This is a genomic window from Microbacterium sp. Be9 (genome assembly GCF_011754135.1).
GTDB classification, from domain to species: domain Bacteria; phylum Actinomycetota; class Actinomycetes; order Actinomycetales; family Microbacteriaceae; genus Microbacterium; species Microbacterium maritypicum_A.
Window position 1 is genome coordinate 1,295,933 of sequence record NZ_WNWT01000006.1, and the last position, 19,813, is coordinate 1,315,745.

20 protein-coding genes are annotated in these 19,813 nt (G+C 64.2%); 13 read left to right on the forward strand and 7 right to left on the reverse strand.

What is annotated here, in order from left to right; genetic code table 11:
- The first annotated feature begins 75 nt into the window (after positions 1–75).
- The 3 genes from GLO27_RS17365 to GLO27_RS17380 all read left to right on the forward strand — a co-directional run bounded on the left by GLO27_RS17365 (position 76) and on the right by GLO27_RS17380 (position 3,431).
- Complete coding sequence (locus GLO27_RS17365) at positions 76–1,062, forward strand: hypothetical protein (RefSeq protein WP_167255977.1); 987 nt, start codon at positions 76–78, stop codon at positions 1,060–1,062.
- A 175-nt stretch (positions 1,063–1,237) separates the two neighbouring features.
- Entirely contained in the window at positions 1,238–1,489 is a 252-nt protein-coding gene (locus GLO27_RS17370) for a DUF2188 domain-containing protein (RefSeq protein ID WP_167255979.1), read from the forward strand.
- Positions 1,490–2,720: 1,231 nt separating this feature from the next.
- The gene (locus GLO27_RS17380; RefSeq protein ID WP_167255983.1) at positions 2,721–3,431 is read left to right on the forward strand and encodes a hypothetical protein; all 711 of its coding nucleotides are present in this window, start codon (positions 2,721–2,723) and stop codon (positions 3,429–3,431) included.
- 86 nt (positions 3,432–3,517) lie between these two features.
- Here the strand turns inward: GLO27_RS17380 and GLO27_RS17385 are convergent, their stop codons facing one another.
- The gene (locus tag GLO27_RS17385) at positions 3,518–4,201 is read right to left on the reverse strand and encodes a hypothetical protein (protein WP_167255986.1); all 684 of its coding nucleotides are present in this window, start codon (positions 4,199–4,201) and stop codon (positions 3,518–3,520) included.
- Between GLO27_RS17385 and GLO27_RS17390 the strand changes: the two genes are divergently transcribed.
- Positions 4,184–5,512, forward strand: coding sequence for a HEPN domain-containing protein (locus tag GLO27_RS17390; RefSeq protein WP_167255988.1), 1,329 nt, complete (start codon positions 4,184–4,186; stop codon positions 5,510–5,512). The two genes, GLO27_RS17385 and GLO27_RS17390, sit on opposite strands and share 18 nt — an antisense overlap.
- A 115-nt stretch (positions 5,513–5,627) precedes the next feature.
- Positions 5,628–7,217 (forward strand): histone-like nucleoid-structuring protein Lsr2, encoded by a 1,590-nt coding sequence (locus tag GLO27_RS17395; RefSeq protein WP_167255990.1) that lies wholly within the window; start codon positions 5,628–5,630, stop codon positions 7,215–7,217.
- Between the two features lie 83 nt (positions 7,218–7,300).
- On the opposite strand, the gene GLO27_RS17400 is transcribed toward GLO27_RS17395, so the two are convergent.
- From GLO27_RS17400 to GLO27_RS19635, 4 genes are all read right to left on the reverse strand, one after another.
- Entirely contained in the window at positions 7,301–7,591 is a 291-nt protein-coding gene (locus GLO27_RS17400) for a hypothetical protein (RefSeq protein WP_167255992.1), read from the reverse strand.
- A gap of 83 nt (positions 7,592–7,674) precedes the next feature.
- A complete protein-coding gene (locus GLO27_RS17405) occupies positions 7,675–8,481 on the reverse strand; it encodes a metallophosphoesterase (RefSeq protein ID WP_167255993.1) in 807 nt (268 codons plus the stop codon).
- Positions 8,482–8,590: 109 nt separating this feature from the next.
- Positions 8,591–8,866, reverse strand: coding sequence for a hypothetical protein (locus tag GLO27_RS19935; RefSeq protein WP_243844857.1), 276 nt, complete (start codon positions 8,864–8,866; stop codon positions 8,591–8,593).
- A gap of 98 nt (positions 8,867–8,964) precedes the next feature.
- Positions 8,965–9,921: a hypothetical protein gene (locus tag GLO27_RS19635; RefSeq protein WP_208323967.1), complete on the reverse strand. Its 957-nt coding sequence runs from the start codon at positions 9,919–9,921 to the stop codon at positions 8,965–8,967.
- Between GLO27_RS19635 and GLO27_RS17415 the strand changes: the two genes are divergently transcribed.
- The 3 genes from GLO27_RS17415 to GLO27_RS17425 all read left to right on the forward strand — a co-directional run bounded on the left by GLO27_RS17415 (position 9,920) and on the right by GLO27_RS17425 (position 15,059).
- Positions 9,920–11,929, forward strand: coding sequence for a Mu transposase C-terminal domain-containing protein (locus GLO27_RS17415; RefSeq protein ID WP_167255997.1), 2,010 nt, complete (start codon positions 9,920–9,922; stop codon positions 11,927–11,929). The genes GLO27_RS19635 and GLO27_RS17415 overlap by 2 nt on opposite strands.
- 30 nt (positions 11,930–11,959) lie before the next feature.
- Positions 11,960–13,033: an ATP-binding protein gene (locus GLO27_RS17420; protein ID WP_167255999.1), complete on the forward strand. Its 1,074-nt coding sequence runs from the start codon at positions 11,960–11,962 to the stop codon at positions 13,031–13,033.
- Between the two features lie 499 nt (positions 13,034–13,532).
- Positions 13,533–15,059, forward strand: coding sequence for a zinc-ribbon domain-containing protein (locus GLO27_RS17425; protein WP_167256001.1), 1,527 nt, complete (start codon positions 13,533–13,535; stop codon positions 15,057–15,059).
- A 65-nt stretch (positions 15,060–15,124) separates the two neighbouring features.
- Here the strand turns inward: GLO27_RS17425 and GLO27_RS19940 are convergent, their stop codons facing one another.
- Entirely contained in the window at positions 15,125–15,676 is a 552-nt protein-coding gene (locus GLO27_RS19940) for a DUF1508 domain-containing protein (protein ID WP_243844858.1), read from the reverse strand.
- A 96-nt stretch (positions 15,677–15,772) separates the two neighbouring features.
- On the opposite strand from GLO27_RS19940, the gene GLO27_RS17435 reads away from it, so the two are divergent.
- Positions 15,773–16,093 carry a hypothetical protein gene (locus GLO27_RS17435; RefSeq protein WP_167256003.1) on the forward strand — a complete coding sequence of 107 codons (321 nt, stop codon included), beginning with the start codon at positions 15,773–15,775 and terminating at the stop codon, positions 16,091–16,093.
- A 50-nt stretch (positions 16,094–16,143) separates the two neighbouring features.
- On the opposite strand, the gene GLO27_RS17440 is transcribed toward GLO27_RS17435, so the two are convergent.
- Positions 16,144–16,461, reverse strand: a complete 318-nt coding sequence (locus GLO27_RS17440; RefSeq protein WP_347878411.1) for a hypothetical protein — start codon at positions 16,459–16,461, stop codon at positions 16,144–16,146.
- 339 nt (positions 16,462–16,800) lie between these two features.
- On the opposite strand from GLO27_RS17440, the gene GLO27_RS17445 reads away from it, so the two are divergent.
- The 4 genes from GLO27_RS17445 to GLO27_RS17460 all read left to right on the forward strand — a co-directional run bounded on the left by GLO27_RS17445 (position 16,801) and on the right by GLO27_RS17460 (position 19,755).
- Positions 16,801–17,946, forward strand: coding sequence for an SIR2 family protein (locus tag GLO27_RS17445; protein ID WP_167256005.1), 1,146 nt, complete (start codon positions 16,801–16,803; stop codon positions 17,944–17,946).
- Positions 17,947–18,012: 66 nt separating this feature from the next.
- Positions 18,013–18,663, forward strand: a complete 651-nt coding sequence (locus GLO27_RS17450; RefSeq protein WP_208323816.1) for a S41 family peptidase — start codon at positions 18,013–18,015, stop codon at positions 18,661–18,663.
- A gap of 167 nt (positions 18,664–18,830) precedes the next feature.
- Positions 18,831–18,959 carry a hypothetical protein gene (locus GLO27_RS20150; protein WP_279588006.1) on the forward strand — a complete coding sequence of 43 codons (129 nt, stop codon included), beginning with the start codon at positions 18,831–18,833 and terminating at the stop codon, positions 18,957–18,959.
- Between the two features lie 316 nt (positions 18,960–19,275).
- The gene (locus GLO27_RS17460; protein WP_167256006.1) at positions 19,276–19,755 is read left to right on the forward strand and encodes a GNAT family N-acetyltransferase; all 480 of its coding nucleotides are present in this window, start codon (positions 19,276–19,278) and stop codon (positions 19,753–19,755) included.
- The last annotated feature ends 58 nt before the right edge of the window (positions 19,756–19,813 follow it).

Consider the following 19,813-nt stretch of genomic DNA (forward strand, 5'->3'; position numbering starts at 1 on the left):
CGTCGTGTCGGCCCCGGCCGTTACTAACTTCTCTCAATCTAAGACTTTTCTTACCCCGGGTGGTAATGTTTAGCCATGAACGACGAACTTATCTCGATTTTGAAACCCACCGATCGACTCGTCCGCGGGCTACAGCTGATCGTCAACCCCCTCGAACGGATCGCATCGTGTGACGCCGCAGCCGAGGACGCACGGGGACTGCAGGCGGAGATAGCTGAGGTCCGTCGGCAAGCGATCTACGAGGCCACGTTGGTGCCAGGTGAAACCGGTGAGTCAATCGCGGCCAGGCTGCGAGTCAGCCCAAAGTCGGTTTCGTCCGCGATCACAAACTTCAGGCGCCGTGATCTCGACCTGTTTCGTCGAGCGCTTGCGGTCTATCTCGACGGTTCGCTGTCCACGTCGGTGGGGCGCCCCGAGCTAGAAGTTGCTCAGGGAACGCGGGACGTGCTGCATGCCGCGAAGACCGTGCTCCGGGCGAACAACGCCCGAACGCTTCAAGGAGAGCCCGAGGAGGTGTGGGATCTGCTCGAAGAGGCCGCTATCCGCGCGCGCCAGTTGACCGTACCTGCGGGCGTTGATGTGCCTCGAGCGCTATGGGAGGAAACGCCCGGAGAGGCCGTAGTCGACTACTCCCGTATACCTGCCCACCTGATCGGCGCGATGCGCGCACTGAACGCGCTCCCCGGGATCCGGGTCTACTGCTCGAGCTCGCGAGAAAATGCGGAGGGATGGGACATCTGGTTCTCTCCCCAATCCGAAGAGCCTCTCGGATCAGTCGCCGAGTTCGGGCCGTCACGACATGGCTGGCTGACCATCGAATGGCTGGTGTGGTTCTTCAAGGACCTGCATCGAGCCGGTCATGACGTGGATTGGGGAGTCGGGAGCGCGGCGCCCTTCCTCAACATCCCTGGTGATTCCATGTCGTTCTTTGCGAATTTCAACGAAAGCGTGGAAGGCGGAGAGAAGTTCTCGCCGGAACAGTTCGAGGAGTCGCTTCGCTCCGCCTGGGATCACACCGGACACGTCGACGTTCGCTGGCCGGACGCAGCCAGTGCGTCGTGACACCGGCAAGGGTTGGAGCCCCCACCAACAGCTCCCTTGGGATGCCAATCAATGTCTTCCGAGTATGGGCCGAGAGGTCCTCCCTCACCACCGTGTAGCCGTGCGTCAACGAGGTTCTTGATACACCTGCCCATGAGATGTACCGTGAGCCCCAGCTCAACGGGGAGGAAACGCGATGGCGAACAATGACGAGGACCGGTACGTCGTCCAGAACAAGGATCGTGGCGGCTGGGACGTGAAGAAGAAGAACGCAGAGCGTTCATCTGGTCACTTCCAGACCCAGAAGGAGGCGATCGACCGTGCACGGGAGATCGTCGACAACTCCGGTGGAGGGCGTGGAGACATCCGAATCCAGGGCCGTGACGGCAAGTTTCGCGACTCCGACTCTGGTCGCAACAACGAGTCGCCGCGGAAGGACACGCGCTAAACCCGTTCTCACGGGCCGGCGTGGCGAGCGGCCGACGGAGTACTGTCACCCCCTAGCGTCAGAATGACCAGCCCCTGCGCGAGGCTCCGCCCCTCCTACGGCGTGTCGTAGCCGCCTGATCCCGTTGGACCCCCTAGAGTGACACTGCGCGATAGTCGTGCGCCCCGAACCCGGCCCTGAGCCGGGTTTTGTCGTTAAGAGCTACTCCGGAGCCGTGGCCCAAGGGCATGCGTGCACGGACCACGTTCGCGGCTATTGCCGCGTTCCACCGTCCACAGTTTCGTGGACGGACCACCCAGAGGGGAGGTCGCAACGTGGATCTTTCGAGCCTGTTCTCGGATCCGCTGTTGCTGCCTGCTCTGCTGATCGCAGCCGGTCAAATCACCTACCGGCTGCTGCCCCTTCTGTCGAAGCGAGCTAACAAGCTCGCCGTTCGACTGATCCGGGCCAAGCGGAGCAAGTAACAAAAAGCGCCCTACGCCAATGGTTAAGGAGGAGTCTGCCCAAAATCAGACTGACATAATTACGACTATCGGATCCGTCTCCACCTCAGTGAGCCTCTACCTCGAGAGGTCGTGCGTAACCTTCCCGGCCGCCCGAGTGAAGACTTGACTGACGTGCGCCGTCCAGCCGGAGTGCTGATTCGAGCTGTCTGGGTGGGCCCGCGGCGAGTAAACTTGGGGGAGTGCTCCTGGTCCACGACTGCGGCCAGAGCGGTAGACAGCCGCGAGTGGCACGCAGAAGGCACGAGCAGACAGCAGGTTGGCAGAAACCGCATGATTCCGCCCCTCCGTCCTCCGCTGGCAAGAACTGGGACTTCTGAGAAGTTGTGCGGCGTCACGCAAGATGGCGCCGCCACACGTTGAAGTTGGCACACGTCACAGGACCAGGCACTGATTCGGTAGTTGGCGTAAGAAACCATTGAGAGTGGGGTGCAGGGCCGATGCCCAACAAACCGCACCCCACTCCCAAGGACCTCTCGAGCTCTTGGCCTGACGTTCCGTCAGAGGATCCCGCTGGTGAGGCCGCACGCCGATTCGTGCTGAATCTGCGCGCTGCGATGGGGGCGGCCAGCATTCGAAAAGTCGCGGCGGATGCCGGTCTCGATGAGGGATCCGTGCGACGTGTGCTGTCAGGGCACGCTTGGCCCCATCTGCGGGCAATCGTCATGCTGGAGGAATCCCTCGGGGTCCGGTTGTACACGAGGTAGGAGCGGGGAAGGAAGCGTGTCGTGGAGGCTGCTCCGCTGCGTCAAGTGCTCGAGCCGGGAGAATATCGCGTCCGGTGGGCGTTGCCTGACTTGGACGGCTCGCTCCTTGATCGCGAGGGGGATCTCGAACTTCGTGCCGAGCATCCACCCACCGGCGCTGTGTACGACGTGCCGGTCGAACGAACCTCTCTCTCAGACGGTTCCTTTTACATGACGGGACCGCAGGTTCGGGTGTTCGAGCTGATCCGCGGTCAGCTTCTCAACGGTATGTCCGTCATCCTGCTGGATGCCGAGGTCACAACGATAGATGGCCAGGTCGGTGTTCTCGCTGCAGCTGCGGCACTGGTCGGACACGCGGACGACGACTCACTCGACAACGCGGTGAGCTCACTCGAGATTCAACTCCATGGTCTCGACGCTGTCGCTGGCGTTGGCCCCATCAAGTGGGTCAACTTCCCGGGCGACAAGAAAGATGCTCGCTACTTGGACCGAAGCTGGCACGCGGACGGGAATCCCGACAGCACGCAGGTATGGAAAGACGACGGAGCTGAGATCACCCTGAAGTTCTACAACTCGGTGAGTCCTCCGAACGGCTTCATCTACAGGGTGCTGTTCAGCCCAGTCCTCATCATTGCGCTGTCGTCGCGCTGTCTCTTCAGGATGCTCTCACCTCGTGGGTGGAGCCCCTGCGGCGCATCATCTCGCTCTCGACGGGCGGACAAGAGGCCGTAACCTATCTGGGCGCCGCGGTCAGCTCTTCAGGGGCTAGTCACCCCTTCCAGGTGTACGGCTCTCGGTTGACGCAGAATCCGTATGCGTCAGACGCTAACGTTGCTCGACGGGGCTATCGCAGCTTCCAGTTCGGCGATGCGGGCCCCTCTTTGCTGGGGATGCTTCGTTCTTGGCAGGCGCTGCGCGCGGATCACCATCCGCTCCTCGAGACTTACGCGGAGATGATGTATGCGCCGACCCAACACCCCCGGTCGCAGCTTCTCACCCTTCTGCAGGCATTGGAGGGGTTGTACGGCTATGAGACTCGCAATACCTATGAGGAGCGGCTTCGGAAGCATTCTGAGCGGCGGAAGTCGGTCGTCGCGGAGATCCGTGGGGTAGCGTCCGCGGCTGCTGCTGCCTTCGTGAAGAAGCACCTCGCTCGCCGTCCCGGCGAAAGCCTCGACCACATTCTTCGTCATACATTGGGTGGACTCCCTCGTGACCTCACCGACGAGCTGGCCAACACCGACCTCCTTCAACGTGTCACGCGTGATGAGAAGGTAACCACTTCGGGACCGTTCGATGCGCTGCGCATCGTTCGAAATGACCTCGCTCACGGGAATCGCGGATACGACGCTCGTGAACTCCGCGACGTTGAGCGAATACTGGACGGAGCTGTGCGCGCTCACCTCCTTCGACTGTTGGGTGCGGATGTGGCTGTGCAGGAACGCGAACAGGCGCGCCGCGAGAACGGGCGCTGACAAGATCACATGGAACAGCTTCTTCATGACCTTCACGGCCGCTGGTGGGTGGCGGGAACGCCCGACTCCGTTGTCGCGGGCCGGCTTACGGTCAAGGCCGACGGGGAGACGCGACTCGAGGTGGGTGGCCATCTTGCTCAGCTGAGCGACACCATCGCCGTGATTCATGGCGAAGCAGAAGGAAAGCCGGTGACGCTGCTGAGAGCCTTTGCGGTGCATACTCGCGGAGGGATGGGCGGAGGCGACCATTTCCAGCGGCTACACGTCAGCCGATGCTTCATCGGTGCGCATTTCCTTCCTGAAGAGAAGGTTTTCACCAGCGCTCGCGTACAGCTGGAGAATCTCCCGACGTTCTTGTCAGCACCGGGTATCGAGCGAGGTGAAGTGAGACCCGAGCTCGGCTTTTCGTCTACTGTGCGCGAGTACAGATCGGAGGAGGCCGAGTCCGACGGATGGAAATTTCGCGTGCGCTCGATACCGCAATACTTCGGGGTGGAGACAACGCACGCCACGCAGACCGTGTCGACTGAGATCACACCGTACCTCTTCATCACCCCACCCGAGCCCGTGGCTGCGGAGGGGGTCGACGAAGCGATCATGCACTTGTCGGATCTGATGACGCTGGCTTCCGGCGAGCCATCCGGGCTGATAAGTGAGATGCTCATCCTACGTAGGGCGGGGATGGAGCCGGACGACCTCGTCATGGTCGACGCGTACGGCAAGCGCACTCACACGGCAGTCCCCGACCGGGTCGGTCCGACGCACGGTCGCTTTCGATTCACGTGCGATGATGCCCCATTCGAGGTTCTGATTCCCTCTTGGCTTCGGCTTCGACGCGAGGCGAACACTGCGTGCAACGTGTTCTTCGGCTTGCAGTACTCGCGTCCGGGCTACACCGAGACGCGACTGTTGCTGAGCGCCACTGCCGCGGAATCGCTGGAGACCACGTTCTCAACGCTCGCGACGTCAATGCCTGCCCAGCGGTTCGAAGCATTGCGGGAAAGGGTGCTCAACGCAGCCGTCGATGAGGCGGAACGGTCGTGGCTGCGTGCGAAGATCCGCAACGGCCCTACTTACCGGGATCGCCTCGCTGAGCTCGTCAGCACTCCGGACCAGCTTGCCCGCGCAATCGTCATCGACGATGCCGACCAATGGGTGAGGAACTTGGTCACTGCGCGTAACGCTTTGGCGCACACAGGAAACTACGAAGGGGGCACGAACATGTTCGACCTCGAGCTGCAAACGGTGGGGCTGCTGACGTTGGTCTTGATGCATCGGTTGGACCTGCGGCCGGAAGTTCAGCAGCGCGCCGCGTCGCTTCTTCGGCGCTACGCCTGACCATGAGGCCGCCATCCTGGCGTGACGGCACTGACCAGTTCGCCAGACTTGTGCTTGGTCTCGGGCATGATGATGACGTACGTCGATGACTGGTGACCTAGGTGAAGGGGTGGCGATGAGCTGGCTCAAGAGGCTGTTCGGTATCGGTGCGAAGAAGACGGACGCGGCACCCGCCTTGCGAACTCCGGCCCAGCCGCCGTACTTTGCCATCATCGACGTGGAGACCACAGGCCTGTCCCCCAAGAGGGACCGTGTCCTCGAACTCGCGGTGGTGCGTGTAGATCAGCTCGGCCAGGTCGTCGATGAGTGGTCGACGCGGTTCAACCCGGAGGGGCCCGTCGGAGCGACTCACATCCACGGCATCACGGACGCCGACGTCGCCCACGCGCCTCTGTTCCGCGACGTTGCGACCTCCATCGTCCCCTACATCTCCGGTCTTCCTATCGCCGCCCACAACGCGCGCTTCGACCTCGGGTTCCTCCGCGCGGAGTTCCGACGCGCAGGGTGGGACGTCCCGTGGCTCCCCGCGTACTGCACGCTCGACGGCAGCCACCACTACCTCCCGAACCTTGACCGACGTCGTCTGATTGACTGCTGCTGGAGCGCCCAAGTACCTCTGAACGACGCGCACTCCGCACTCGGGGACGCTCGTGCAACAGCCGGGCTTCTGCGCCATTACCTTCAGGCTCAGGGGCGAGTGTCGCCGCACCCCGCGCTCGTGTCCGTTCCGAACGAGGCGCGCGCCGTCGTCTGGCCGACAGGACCCAGCCGCCCACCGCTCACGTTCGTGCCGGACGAGCCGGCGACTCGCCGCCGCACCCGACGGACCACCACCGCACCGCGCCGACCGGCGCTCATCGCGCAGCTCACGAAACTGAGCCTCGCGGAAGTGCTAGACGAGGGCGCTCCGGTCGGGTCCCTCACATATGTCGAGACGGTCCTCGATGCCCTTGAGGACGGCGTCATCACCGACGCTGAGGCGGCCGCGCTCCAGGACCTCGTCGAGGCGTACGATCTCAGCGCGGCCGACATCACATCGGCGCACACCGCGCTCCTCCTGGCGCTCGCCCATAACGCGCTCGACGACGGGCATGTCTCCGGTGATGAGCGCGCGCAGCTTGAGGCCATCGCTTCGGCGTTGCGCCTGCCCGCAAAGATGGTGCCGGGCCTCATCGCCGAAGCTGATGCTGCCCGCGCCGCGCGTCTGAGCGCAGGTCTGCGGCCGCTGCCGAGCACGTGGGTTCACGGTGACCCTCTGCGCGTGGGCGACAAGGTCGTGTTCACCGGCTTCGTGGGTAAGGACCGGCAGCGTGCGCGCCTCGAAGCTCGTTCCCGAGAGCTGGGGGTTCGCGTTCTCGGCTCAGTTTCGGGGCTGACGGCGATGCTGGTCACCGACGGGTCGTTCGCCGGCGGAAAGCTCGAGCGCGCACACGAGCTGGGAACACGGATCGTCGACCCTGAGACGTATGCGGCCCTGTTGAAGCACCTGCAGCCCGCCCTCACTGGTGCCCCGAAGGTCGCACCGAGAGCGCCGGCTACGCAGCGCAAGGCCCCGGGGGCGGCCGTCCCGGGGACGGCGGCCGGGTCGCCGGGGGAGATACGCGCGTGGGGGATCGCTAACGGCTATGCGGTCGGTGTCCGAGGCAGACTGTCTGCGGAGCTGAAGGCCGCGTACGAGAAAGCGGCATCGTTGACCGGTGTGTGAGATCGCTCGATCTCTGCGCGCTACAGCGGCAGCATGACGTGCTCACCACCGAGGTCGGCATCGGGGCGCTGGGAAGTCGAGACTTAACCGCGCCAGGATGCTGCGGCGTGACGTGCATCAAGGAGTACGTCGTCGATCTCCCCGGCACGCAACTGTTCGATAGCGCGTCGGCCTTCTTGGCCGGTTTCGTCGTCGACGGGCGTATTCAGCCACTGCGCCCACGTCCACCGAGAGTCGGTCCCAGTGTGCAGCGTCCGAAGCACCTCGCCCAGACCTGAGACGATCCGGCCGTCCGAAACCTGGAAGGCGGGGTACAGCGCCTGTCCGTCGACGGGGACAATCTCCAGCACGTCCAATGCGCCCACCGCATCCACGACCTGTTGCTCCGTCCACCTCAGGGCTCGCGCCAGAGAGGAGCGGGTGTAGCACGGCCCGATGATGGCGGCCCACGGATTCGTCATCGCCCGGCCGCGTCGCGGATGTCGCGGAGGCCGGGGGTCTGCATGGTCAGGGTGAACATGTCGAGGAACCCGATGCTGCCCTGCTGTCCATCGCATCCGAAGCTCGCAACGCGCCGGCCGTCGTCGGTCTGACCGCCACCGGGCGCGTGCATGTGTCCGTGCGCGAGGAGGGCGGGATGAACGCGATCCCAGACCTTCGCGACCTGCCGGCGAGAGTGGAGGGAGTCGGCGAGAGCGTCGTCGGGAAACCCCATCGGGTTCGAACTCAGTACCGCCCGCACGGCGCTGACGGGAGTGCGGTCGGGTCCCTCGTGGGTGAGCATCAGATCGGCTGAGCCTCCGGCGATAGCTGCTTCGACTTGCTCGTCGGTGATGTCCTCGTCCGGCCACCAGCTGACTCCTTCTCGTCTCCACGCCTTGTCGACGGAAGTCGCGCCGCCTAGCGACAGCACAGATCGGCCACCGATGGTCAGGCGTGCCGGCCGAGGGAGGATCCAGGTGATGTCGGAGACCCGGACGGCGTGCCCGGGGTGCGCGTTGAGCAGCGGGGTGATCTCGCCGTAGTTCTCGTGGTTGCCCAAGGTCACGTAGACGCGTTCGATGCCCGCCTCCATGAGGAGGGCGTCGGCGCCCGGGTCCATCCACCAGTCGCCGAGCTGCAAGATGGTGCGGATGTCGGGGGCGAGGTGGGGTAGGGCTTTGGCTAGGGTGCGGACCCACCCCACGTTTCCGTGCCAATCGCCGCAAACGGCGACGCGGGGGTCCGGGAGCACGATGGATCGGGTCACTTCGAGAGCTTCCATGAGAGTCCTTTCGTCTGCGACACCGGCCCTTGTCGCGAGGAGACGTGCGGATTAGTATCCGCATATGTCGAAAATACAACTCGACACGCCGATGGTCAACGAAATTCGGTTATCGCATCGGTGGCGGCGTCTTCGGCGTCGACCGTGCCCAGGCTCCTGCCCGGGAGAGTCGCTCGCGCCGTTCTCGTGCGGCCTCCCGGTCCATTGCCGCGCGACCTTCCGTCAACAGGGCGGCATGGTGTCCTCGAAGAAGCCACGGATCGACGCTGTCGCCGATGAGTCTGCGCAGGCGGCCGAGGTCTTCCAGTTGCATCACGCTGTGCCCAGAGAGCACCTTCTGCAGCCGCGCGTAGGGGATCTCCAACGCCTCCGCCAGCGACGTCATCTGCCGCGTCTCCGAGCGCGGCATGTACAGCTGAGTGACGCCGTACGCGACGCCGTGTTGAAGGTGAGCTGCATCTCGCTGGGCGAGCTCTCGACTCGTCAGACCTTCCTCGCTGCGCCATTCGATGAGGGGTTTCCGGCCGTATTCGAGTGGGTAGAGCGCGAACTCGCGCGGCACGTATCGGGGGTTCGACATGGCCCGAATTCTATCTTTTGGCACCTACCCGAGCCAAAAGAGCAAAGAATGCTGTGATCCCCGGTCATCCCACGAGGTCGCCGCGCACGAGAAGAACCATGAGCAAGATCACTGGCATCAAAAAGACCCCCGGCACCGGGGTCGACCGCATCGAATGGAAGGACGCCAAGCACCGCGTCCACTCCGCCCGGGCCACCGACCCCGCGTCCGTGGAAAAGGTCGCGCCTGCGCACCCCGCACGACTGCCCATGAAGTGGGATACCCAGCGCTCGTCTCAGGGCTACTACTGGTGCGCATGCACCGGAACGATGGTCCGGTACGAGTCCATGAGCGAGTTCACCGCGCTGATGCTCCTGGACCACCTGTTCGACATCGTCGACATCGTCTCCCAGCCGATGATGCTGACCTTCCAGCGCGACGACCTGCACCATGTCCCCGATGTCTTCTTCCGCACCGCGCAGGGCGAGAACATCCTCGTCGATGTCCACGACACCAACCGCACGACCGAGGCCGAAGCACTGAAGTTCGAGCTCACTGGGCAGATGTGCGAGCGCATCGGGTGGCGCTACGAGTTCTTCGACATGTTCCCGGACGTGACCCGGTGGAACATCGAAATGATGGGCCGCTACCACCACCCACGCTTCGAACCCGACGACGAGACCCGCGACCTCATCCTCCACGTCGCCCGCGAGGTCGGGACGTTCGGTGCTCTTCGGGATGCTCTCCGCACCGACCGCCCGGGAGAGCACCTGCCCGCCGTCTTCCACCTCATGTGGCAGCGCGCCCTCCGTTTCCCCATCGACAAGCCCTTCACCGACAACACCCTCATCCACGTCGCCCAAGAGAAAGACCACCCTCATGCGCAAGCCCCGCACCATCCTCATCGGACAGAACATCGAACTCACCGACGGCCTCTACAAGCTCGTCGGCTACGAAGGCGTCGTCTTCCGGCTCCGCCACGAGCTCACGAACGAGACCATCGTCCTCCACCAGTCGGAACTGTTCCGGCTCATGGCGCCGGGCGAACGTCTCGATGCCGTCGAAGAAGAAGAGGACGAGACCACGAAGAAGAAGGTGCTTACGCCGCTCGCAGAGGTCATCGACCACCTCGATGCGGACACCCTCGCGCTCATCCCGCACCTGCAGGAACTGCTGGACGGTACCCCCGTCGACGGGGGCGAGCGTCAGGCGAAGCACGACCCGCGCCTGCCGATGACCGGTCGCCTCGAGTCCAAGATGAAGGAACTCGATGACCTCGGGATGCCGATGCCGTACCGCACGCTGCAGCGGCGTCTGCAGCGGTACCGTGATGGCGGTATCGCCGCGCTGGGGGACAAGCGCACGCAAGGGCGCAAGGAGGAGGCCTTCTCGCGCGCCGATGAGAGGGTCATCACCGCCCTGCGACGGGTGTTGAAGTCATACGCCGGACGTTCGAGGACGTCCTACGCCGTCATCCGGTCGGACCTGGACCTGGAGCTGAAGGATGAGTTCCCGCACCCGAATGACCGCCCCGCGCTCCCGTCGACGTCCAGCGTCGAACGGTACGTGAAGCAGCTCTCCGGCAACCAGAACCCCACCACCTCCGCGGAACTGCGAAGGACTGCGGCTCTCGTGCCGAAGCACACGTTCCGCAAGCGCGACGTCAGCGCCCCCGGCGACGAGTGCCAGATGGACACGACCTGGTTCGACGCATTCGTGCGTATGCCGGACGGGTCCGTCATCCGCCCGCACCTGACCACCCTCATCGACAAGCGCACCCGCAGCATCATCGGGTTCAACTTCACCGACGGCGCCCCCGTCGCCGAAGACCACGCATGGGTCATCGCCCGCACCGTCGTTCCGCACGCGCTGCGCCCGTGGAGCGCTCAGTATGCCGAACTGGACCTCCCGGAGATGCCGTGGGCGGCGTTCGTGGACGGCGAGAACCACTCGTACGACACCTACCGGCCGTACATCTTCCCCCGCCGCATCCTCATCGACAACGGCCAGGACTACAGGGCCATCGTCGTCCTCGGCACCTGCACCCGATATGGCATGCACATCAGTGAGACGCCGCCGCGAACCCCGACCGGTAAGCCGCATGTCGAGCGACACTTCGACACCATCAAGACGATGTTCACCCGCCACCTTCCTGGATACGCCGGCGGCAACCTCGACGAGCGCGGCTCGAAGCCCGAGGAAGAGGACGTGTTGGAGCTGCGCACTGTCATCGAACTGTTCGACCAGTGGGTCAGCATCATCTGGCAGAACCGTGAGCATGAAGGTCTCACCGACCCGCTGGACCCGACCTTCGTCCACTCCCCGAACACCATGTATGCCGCGTCTATCGAGTTCACCGGTCAGTTCATGCTCCCGCTCGGCGAAGAGGATTACATCGCCCTCATGCCCCGCGAAGACCGCACGGTCCAGACCGACGGCATCTCGTTCCGCGGCCGCACCTATGACAGCCCTTACCTCGCGCCCCTGCGGCTGCAGAAGGACGCGGACGGCCACAGCATCAAGGTCTCCGTTCACTACGACCGTCACGACCCGTCCCAGGTCTGGGTGCTGTCGCCGACCGATGGGGAGTGGATTACCTGCGGCTGGACCGACGACGCCGGCCTCCTCCGGCCCAACGAGCGCGCCATGCTGCACCAGGCTCGCAAGCTCGGCAAGACCACGAAGCGCTTCACCAATGATGAGTCCCACGCCTTCGTTGCCCGCTCCCGGCGCGAAGCCGGCGCGCTGGAGAAGTCGCTGAAAGCCGAAGCAGACGCTGCCCGGAAGAAGGCCGCCAAGCGCCGCGCACTCATCGACGTCGAACCGGTCACCGACCGCAGCCACGTCGCCGACGACTACCTGAACTTCGACGAGCTCGAGCTCGCCTAACCTCTCCCACGAGAAAGAACACACACACTCATGTCCCTCATCGACGACGAGCCCCTCGGTCACTTCGACCGAGAGCGCACTCTGCTGCCGCTGCTTGAGAACTACCAGACGCCGCAGCCCGAGCCCATGACGCTCGACGAGTTCACCGCCCTCGGCGCGCAGGAGAAGACCGCGTTCAATGACCGCCGCATCGAGCGCATCGCTGGGAACACCGACATCCTCACTCCCGACCTGAAAGACCTCCTCCGCGAGGTTCATCGCGCGTCCCTCCGGATGAGCCGCGCCGTCGGACGCACGAGCGTCATGGTCAGCGGCCCGCCGACCGCCGGGAAGACCACCGCCGCGAAGCACGTCATGGTCGACGCTCTGCGTCGGCACGAGCGGAAGCATCCCGAGTGGAGGACCCTAAAGCACTCACCCGTCGTGTACGTGGAGACGCCATCCTCCTGCACCCCGAAGAACCTGATGGGTCGGTTCCTCACGTTTCTCGGCGTGCGCTTCACCGCCCACACGACGGTCGAGGAGCGCACCAAGCTCGTCACCGACGCCCTCATCCGCCGGCGCACCTCGCTCATCGTCATCGACGAGATGCAGAACATGGCCTTCAACGGGCGCGGCCACTCCGAAACGCAGCAGGCGACCAAGAATCTGATGAACGCGGTGCCCGCCGTCCCGCTCTACCTCGGCTTCAACCTCGAGCAGAAGCTGCACTCGGATAAGGGGCTCGGCGAGCAGTTCGCCGCCCGCTCCACCCTCGTCCGGCTCAACCACTTCGGCCGGGACACGGTCGAGGAACGCAAGCTCTGGGGAGCCATCGTCTACGCCTTCGAGACACAGCTCGGGCTCCTCGCGCAGACACCGAAGTCGCTCCCCGCCGCGCACGCCGACTACCTCTGGAGCCGCACCCGCGGTTCGCTCAGTGCCCTGTCACGCCTGCTGACCACGGTCGCGCTCGACCTCATCGACGCGGGCGACCCCACCCAGGAGTTCATCACCCGTGAGCACATGGCGACGGTGCGACTGGACCTGACCAGCGAGCGGGAGTACGAGCGCGAAGGTGAGAAGAAGGCGAAGGGGAAGAAGGTGGTCGCTCATGCTGCGTGACCAGATGGAGGCGCTCCCGGAACGCGTCCGACCCGTCGCCCACGAAACTCCCGCCAGCTACGAGCGGCGCCTGAGCGCGGCGAACGGCTACACCGAGCGTGCCTGGAACGTCGCCATCAATGACGCCTTGCGCGCGCACGCTCCCGCCGAGCGGCCCGCTGTGCTCGAAATCCTCGGCGGGCTGCGCCCACGGCACTTCGAGCGTGACGCGCGTCGTGCACGCCCGTTCGAGGGAATCGGACAACGCCACGCGTGCGTGCTCTGCACCCACGGGGAGCACGCGGAACAGACTCCGCACGATGGTCCCCGCGTCTGCCGGCAGCATATGCGGTGGATGGGACCGGGTACCGAACCGGAAGACCAGCACCCCGTTGACGTGGACGTCCTCCGGGCCGACCGCGCCTACCGCCGGATGCGGAGAGCAGGCCTCGTCGACGCCGTGCGTCTGGGGGAGATTCTCGCGTGCGTCAGTGCATGGACGGAAGCGGCAGGCCACCCCATGGACGCCGCTCAGCGCTTCTGTGTTGCAGTCGCGCTCGTCCAGGCGCTGCCGAAGGCCGCGGTGACCGCGGAAACCGCGGACCGTCGCGCCCGCCTTGTTACGGCCGTCGAAGAAACGGTGGACTGCCGGAGCTCCACTGTCCTCGTGGACGCACTCTGGCTGCTACTGCGCGCTAACCACTACGCCGACCTCGTCGTCGGCAGCGACGGGAAGATGGTGGGGCACGAGGATCTGCTCAGTCATCTGACCACGAGCTTCTACCCGCGCACGCGGCACCTGCAGCTGACGCAGATGGTGCGCCCTGACGGCATCGGTGACCGCTTCACGCACGCTGGGCGCCTGGACCGGGACAACGACTACGTGTGCGTTGGAGGCCATCCGTTCACGTCGACCGGTCGGCGGTTGCGCGCATCGAAGGCGAGTGGCGGATGTGGCGTGTGCGCCAGAAAGAAGGCGAGCCCGGACACGTCACTCGCCGCGACCCACGAGCTGCTGTGTACCGAGTGGGATTTTCAGCGCAACGGCGACATCACCCCTGAGGACGTGCTCGCCGGGTCCGGCGTGAAGCGGTTCTGGGTGTGCGCTGCAATGGGCCACTCGTTCGAGGTGTCGCCGAACGCGAGGACCACGTCCGGCGTTGGGTGCGGATACTGCGCGAATCTTCTCGTCGACGAGACGAACTCCCTCCGTGCTACACACCCGCACATCGCCGCCGAAGTCAACGAGGCACTGAGCGGGGGGCGAACAGCTGACAATGTCGTCGCGGGTTCCGAGTGCAGGATGACCTTCACGTGCGCCCTCGGGCACGACTACGAGACGACACCGGCGAACCGGACCCGCGGCTCCCAGTGCCTGGTCTGCACCCACCAGGTGGTTCACCCCAGCACGTGCCTGGCAACCGTCGCGCCGGACGTCGCCGCCATGTGGCACGAGACGATGAACGGCGACCTCACCCCGTGGGATGTGTTCCCGGGGTCCTCCGAAAAGGCATGGTGGAAGTGCGTAAACGGATGCGACTATGACGGCGTCATCGCCAAGCGCGTCGAGGGCGTCGGCTGTCGTTACTGCTCGAACCGTGCCGTGAGCGAGAAGAACTGCATGCGGGTGACGAGGCCTGACCTCAGTGCCGAGTTCCACCCCTGGAAGAACGGTGAGCGCACTCCGGACAACGTGGTGGCGGGCACGTCCCACAAGCTGTGGTGGTTGTGCATCCCGCACGGTCACGACTGGGAGGTGTCTGGCGACAATCGTGTCCGACAGGGTACGGGTTGCCCGTACTGCAGCGGCAAGAAGATGTGGGTGGGGTTCAACGACATGGCGACAACCAGACCCGATATGGCCGCGGAGTTCTCTCGCTCCCGCAACGGTGATCTGACCCCACAGGACGTGGTGGCCGGAACCGGCAAGCGCATCTGGTGGGAATGCCAGACCTGCAGACACGAATGGCCATCGACCGGGGACTCGCGGGCGAACAGCAAGCGGGGGTGCAAGGAGTGCGCGCGACGGGAACGGTCTCGGGCGTGATGCCGAAGCCGCGTCTCCCGGGTGTCCGCGATCTCCCGAATCGCGTTCGCTGACCCGACCGTTCACTATTCGGGAGCACCGAGTGTTCTTCTCGCGATGCCGATGGAGCGGAGGGCCGCGTCCCTCGTGACGTGGCCCTCGCTGACTGCGAGAACTTCACCATTCCCTGCCCTCAACCGCCAGCGGTAGGCGCCGGCGCGGTCGTCGTACACCTCGAATCGACCCCGCGGACCGACGGGCGCATTCATCAGCTGCTCGGCGACACTCTTGTCGGTGATGTCGCTGACGACGGAGGCACGGATATGTGCCGCCTCGTCATCGGGTGAAGGCGCCAGCGAGGAGAGGACGCTCGCCGCGGTCGCACGATCCTCGTCGGTCGCCCATTCGGCCTTCGACAACTTCTCGATGAGGAGCAGCCCTGCCGCTGACTCACGTGCATCCGTGCTGAGCGCCTGCGCGAATGCCTGCTCGTACCTTCCTGCCCACTCTTGCCGCGCGGCATCTGCCTGTTGGGCGCGGCGAGTGATGAAGAAACTGACGACTGACCATGCGAGGCCGAGCGCCGCGATGGCCGCGGCGATGATGGCGGCGACGAGCGTGGCGGTGGTCTCATCCATGGGCTCGCGATAGCGCTGACTCGACCAAGCACCGCGCATGGAACATAGGGGCCGCCAACTGGCGTCTCGTCCTTCCGATCTCCCAAGGAGCGCGCGATGCCCGTCGCCAACCCCAACCCGTTCGCCCGCGGAGACATCCTCATGTCTACCTGGGGGCGGGATCAGGACATCGTCGACTTCTACCAGGTGATCCGAGCGACGCCGAGGACTGTCGTCGTGCGACGGATCGAGTCGCGGATCATCGAGATCGTCAGCCCTACTCGGGCCGTCATTGTCCCGACGCTCGACGTGTTCCGCAGCGAAGAGCAACGTCGCCGCATCGTCCATGACGGTGGGGACTCATACCTACGCTTGTCTGGCTGGGAACGGGCGCTGCTCTGGGACGGCGTTGCTCTGCTGTCGACTCGATACGCGTAGGGGACAAGCTGACCACTTAGAACAGATCAACAAGCTGATGAGCGACGTCGTCACTCCTCGTCAAGTGGGGAGATAGCGTTGCCCCACACCCAGCATCGAAAAGTCTGCCCCTCAGCCTTGAAGCCGATGCCCGCGGCGGTCGGCGTGGAACGAAGCAGGACCGCGTCCACTCGAATCGCTTCCGGGCCGAATCGTACCCAGGCCCGCACCTTCGTGTAGGGCCGCGGGTAGATGGTCACCGGCCGCTCTCGAAGATTCAACTCGCGGTCGGTCAGCGACTGTAGCGGCCCCGCCTCCGCCGCTTTGAGAATCGACCGGTGTTGCGCCTGCATGTCGTACAGCGGCGCGAGCCTCTTGCTGGAGCCCACGGCATCCTTCCTCCGGCCGAGCAGGTTCAGTGTAGGAGCGGGTTCCGACATGCATGGGACATTCCTCGCAGGGAGGGGTGTTCGCGTTGGTCAGCACTGCACGGGTTGCCCGACACTGGCCAGCGCCCACAGAGGGGTCTCTATTGACACGCGCGTGGAGTGCTCGAGAAACGGTCAGTGCCGCTCACAGTCCGACACAGATCCTCAACGGAGTCGCAGACTTGGTCTCCGTTGAGCTGATCAGTTGCACGCTTGCGTAGGCGTGAGTGTGCGCACGCGGTGCGGCCGCCTCAGGGTTTATCCGTAGGCTGACTATCAGAGCCGAATTATGGAGGTCCGATGCCGCGGAAGCGTCGCCACAATGTTGCAGTTCTCGTGGGCAATGGGCTGTCTATCGCCTTCAATGAGAAGTTGCTGCTGCCGAACATCACCAAGCAGGTGCGGAAACGAATCATGAATTCGGGAGACGGTGGACGAAAGATTGTCCGCGCGATGCGGGAGCTTGCGAACGTATCGCTGCCACCCGGCGAGACCAGCATCCTAGATTTCGAGCGACTGGTCGGTGCATTCGGCGCTGAGGGACGCAGTCTCACCCATCTTCAATCGTTGGCGCGGTACTCCTATCCAGATGACCGCGAGCTCGGTAGATCGATTGAGGCAGTGATCGACTTTGCGCAGAAGCTTCGCGATCTGGGGACTGGTCACGTCCTCGAAGTGGTCTACCGAGAAAGTCGGAGTAGCTTCATGAAATCTGAACCGCTCGAGAAGCTTGTGCAAGCCGTGTACGCGGCATTCCCTGGGCGGGTTACGTTCGGCAACCTGAACTACGACACCCTTCTCCTCGCAGCCCTGATGAACGTGAGGACTCGGCGTTTCGCCGATCTCGCGTGGGGAAAGCCTAGTATGCGCATCAAACTGGGGGACGACCGGATCGACGCAATGCCTCTCCGCGAGAGCGCCGAGGACTTTCCAGATGCGGCGGATTTTCCCGTGCAGCTGCTTCATCTGCACGGCTCCCTGACGTACTGGGGGACGGCAGACGGAGAGCAGTTTGGGAAGCTCGACCGAACCGAAGTGATGGCCGAGCAGCTGTTCAAAAAGCTGCGGCGGGGGAGGACCGATCTCCGCCCTCTCGTCGTGCTGAATCGAGAACGGCAGAAGATCGACGACGTGCTTGCTCACCCCTTCAAGCTCGCATACGAGATGTTCAACCAGGGGCTTGAGGACTCAGATCACTGGCTCATCATCGGTTATAGCTTCCGGGATGTGGCGGTCAACGACCTGTTGCGTCGCGAGTTCATCAGTCGAGCGATCAAACCGAAGGTCCTCGTCGTGACTCGCGGTGCCTCGCCGTCCCGAGAGGAGATCGAAGCCGCTTTGGGGTGGGGTGCGGAGGACCCGTCCTCGCGTTCGTGGTTGCGTCGTAACGAGAGCGGGGCGTTTGGAATGCAAGATCACAAGACGTGGGAGTGGTTCAGCAAGTAGAGCGGCGGTCCAGCGAGTACGAGCGTATGAAAGGAGGTGGCGAGTATCGCTGCTAAGTCGTTGCGCGTGAGCTCGGCTGGGCTCGCCGTGCTCGCGACTCTGGCGATGGCGGGCTGTGTCCCCGATGCTGGCGACGACGAGGCTCGGGCTTACGTCGATGAGGTGATCCCATTGCTCGGTCAGGGCATCAATGCAGACGGTCCGCGGTGGGAGCAGCAGCGCGAAGCGGCGCTCGAGGAGCTTTACCAGCAGCCAACTATCGAGGACACATACGTGCAGCTCAACACACTCGCAGTCCAAGCGGGCGGCAAGCACTCAAGTTTCATCACTCCCGACCAAGCTCGCGAGTGGAAGACGACCGGCGAGTCTGTGCAGCTTCCTGAGGTGACGTCCGACGGTCGTGTCGGGACGGTGACACTCCCCGCTTTCAACAGCAGCGACCTGGAGTTGCAGCAGGAGTATGTAGACGCGGCTCTCGACGGCCTGCAGGCGGGACATCGGAATGCGTCATGCGGGTGGGTGATCGACCTGCGAGACAACGCCGGTGGGAACATGTTCCCCATGCTGGCGGCGGTGGCACCGCTCCTCGATGACGGCACCGTCTTGACGCTCGAGTCGGAGAGCGCGCACTCTCACGTGGACGTGGCGAACGGTCGCCTCCTTGACTCTCCGTTGGCGTACAAGGGCATAGCGGGTTCGTTCTTGACGCACCCGTAGCCCTGCTGACCAGCTCTGCGACATCGAGCGCCGCGGAGGCAGTCGTCATCGCCTTCACCGGACAGGACAGCGTCCGAAGCTTCGGCAGCCGCACGGCCGGTTACACCACGGGGAACGAGGTATTCGAATTGAGCGACGGGGCACTCCTAGTCCTCACGACGAGCTTCATGGTCGACCGCGACGAGATCGTCTATGACGGCCCTATCGACCCGGACGTCACCGTCAACCCGCGCGGCGGACGCGATCCCCGCCTAGCTGCGCAGGCATGGCTGGCGGACCAGTGCGAAGCTGGCTGACGTTTCGGGCGCTGCCGACAGCCCGCCGCTGACGATCTGAGCGCGACGGCAGAACGACGCTCGGTGGTGCGGCAGGAGTGAGGTCCTGCGTACTGGTGACGCGCATAGAGCACGCGTGTCGAAAAACCCCAGACCTGACGATGTCGTGCACGCACGCGACACGCCTGACGAAACGTCCCCGGTAACCGCTATCGTGGATGGACTGCCAACGGCGGTCGGCGATGAGACGCGGAATATCCTGCACGCCCATGTCTCCGCCAGCCGCTCGCATGAACGAGCAGCTATCATTCGAAGTGAGTCGATTGAAGGTGATGTAATGACGAGACTTCTTCCGCCCCGTCTCCAACTGAACCACACGAACGACAACAGCTGGCATTCGGACGTCCGGAACCTGCTGGACTTCCTCCCTGTCCTGTACCCGGGCGGGGAGCAGTGGCTTGACGCGCGACTCCGGCTCATTGACGAAGGTGGAGCTGTCGCCCACCTCGTACGTGACAGCGCGGGCGCTCTCATTGGAGTATTGCTTGGCATCGCGAAGGAGTCTCGCCGATTCAAGGTGTCGACGCTGTACGTCGCTCCCGGGCACCGAGGTACAGGCATTGGTCGGACCCTGATTGATTCTGCTCTCCTGCACGCGCGCCAGGCTGAGTGCGAGGAAATTTACATCACCGGTGCGACGACGGTGCGGGACGAGCTGTCCCCGTTGCTGTCATCGCGAGGGTTTGTGCGCGTCGCCACCGAGAAAGACCGGTATGGCGTGGGACGTGACGAGGACGTCTATAGTCGCGCGGTCTGACCCGCGAGCAGTGCGGAGCGGCGGTGCGCAGCGATGAGTCGGACACACGGGTCGTCGC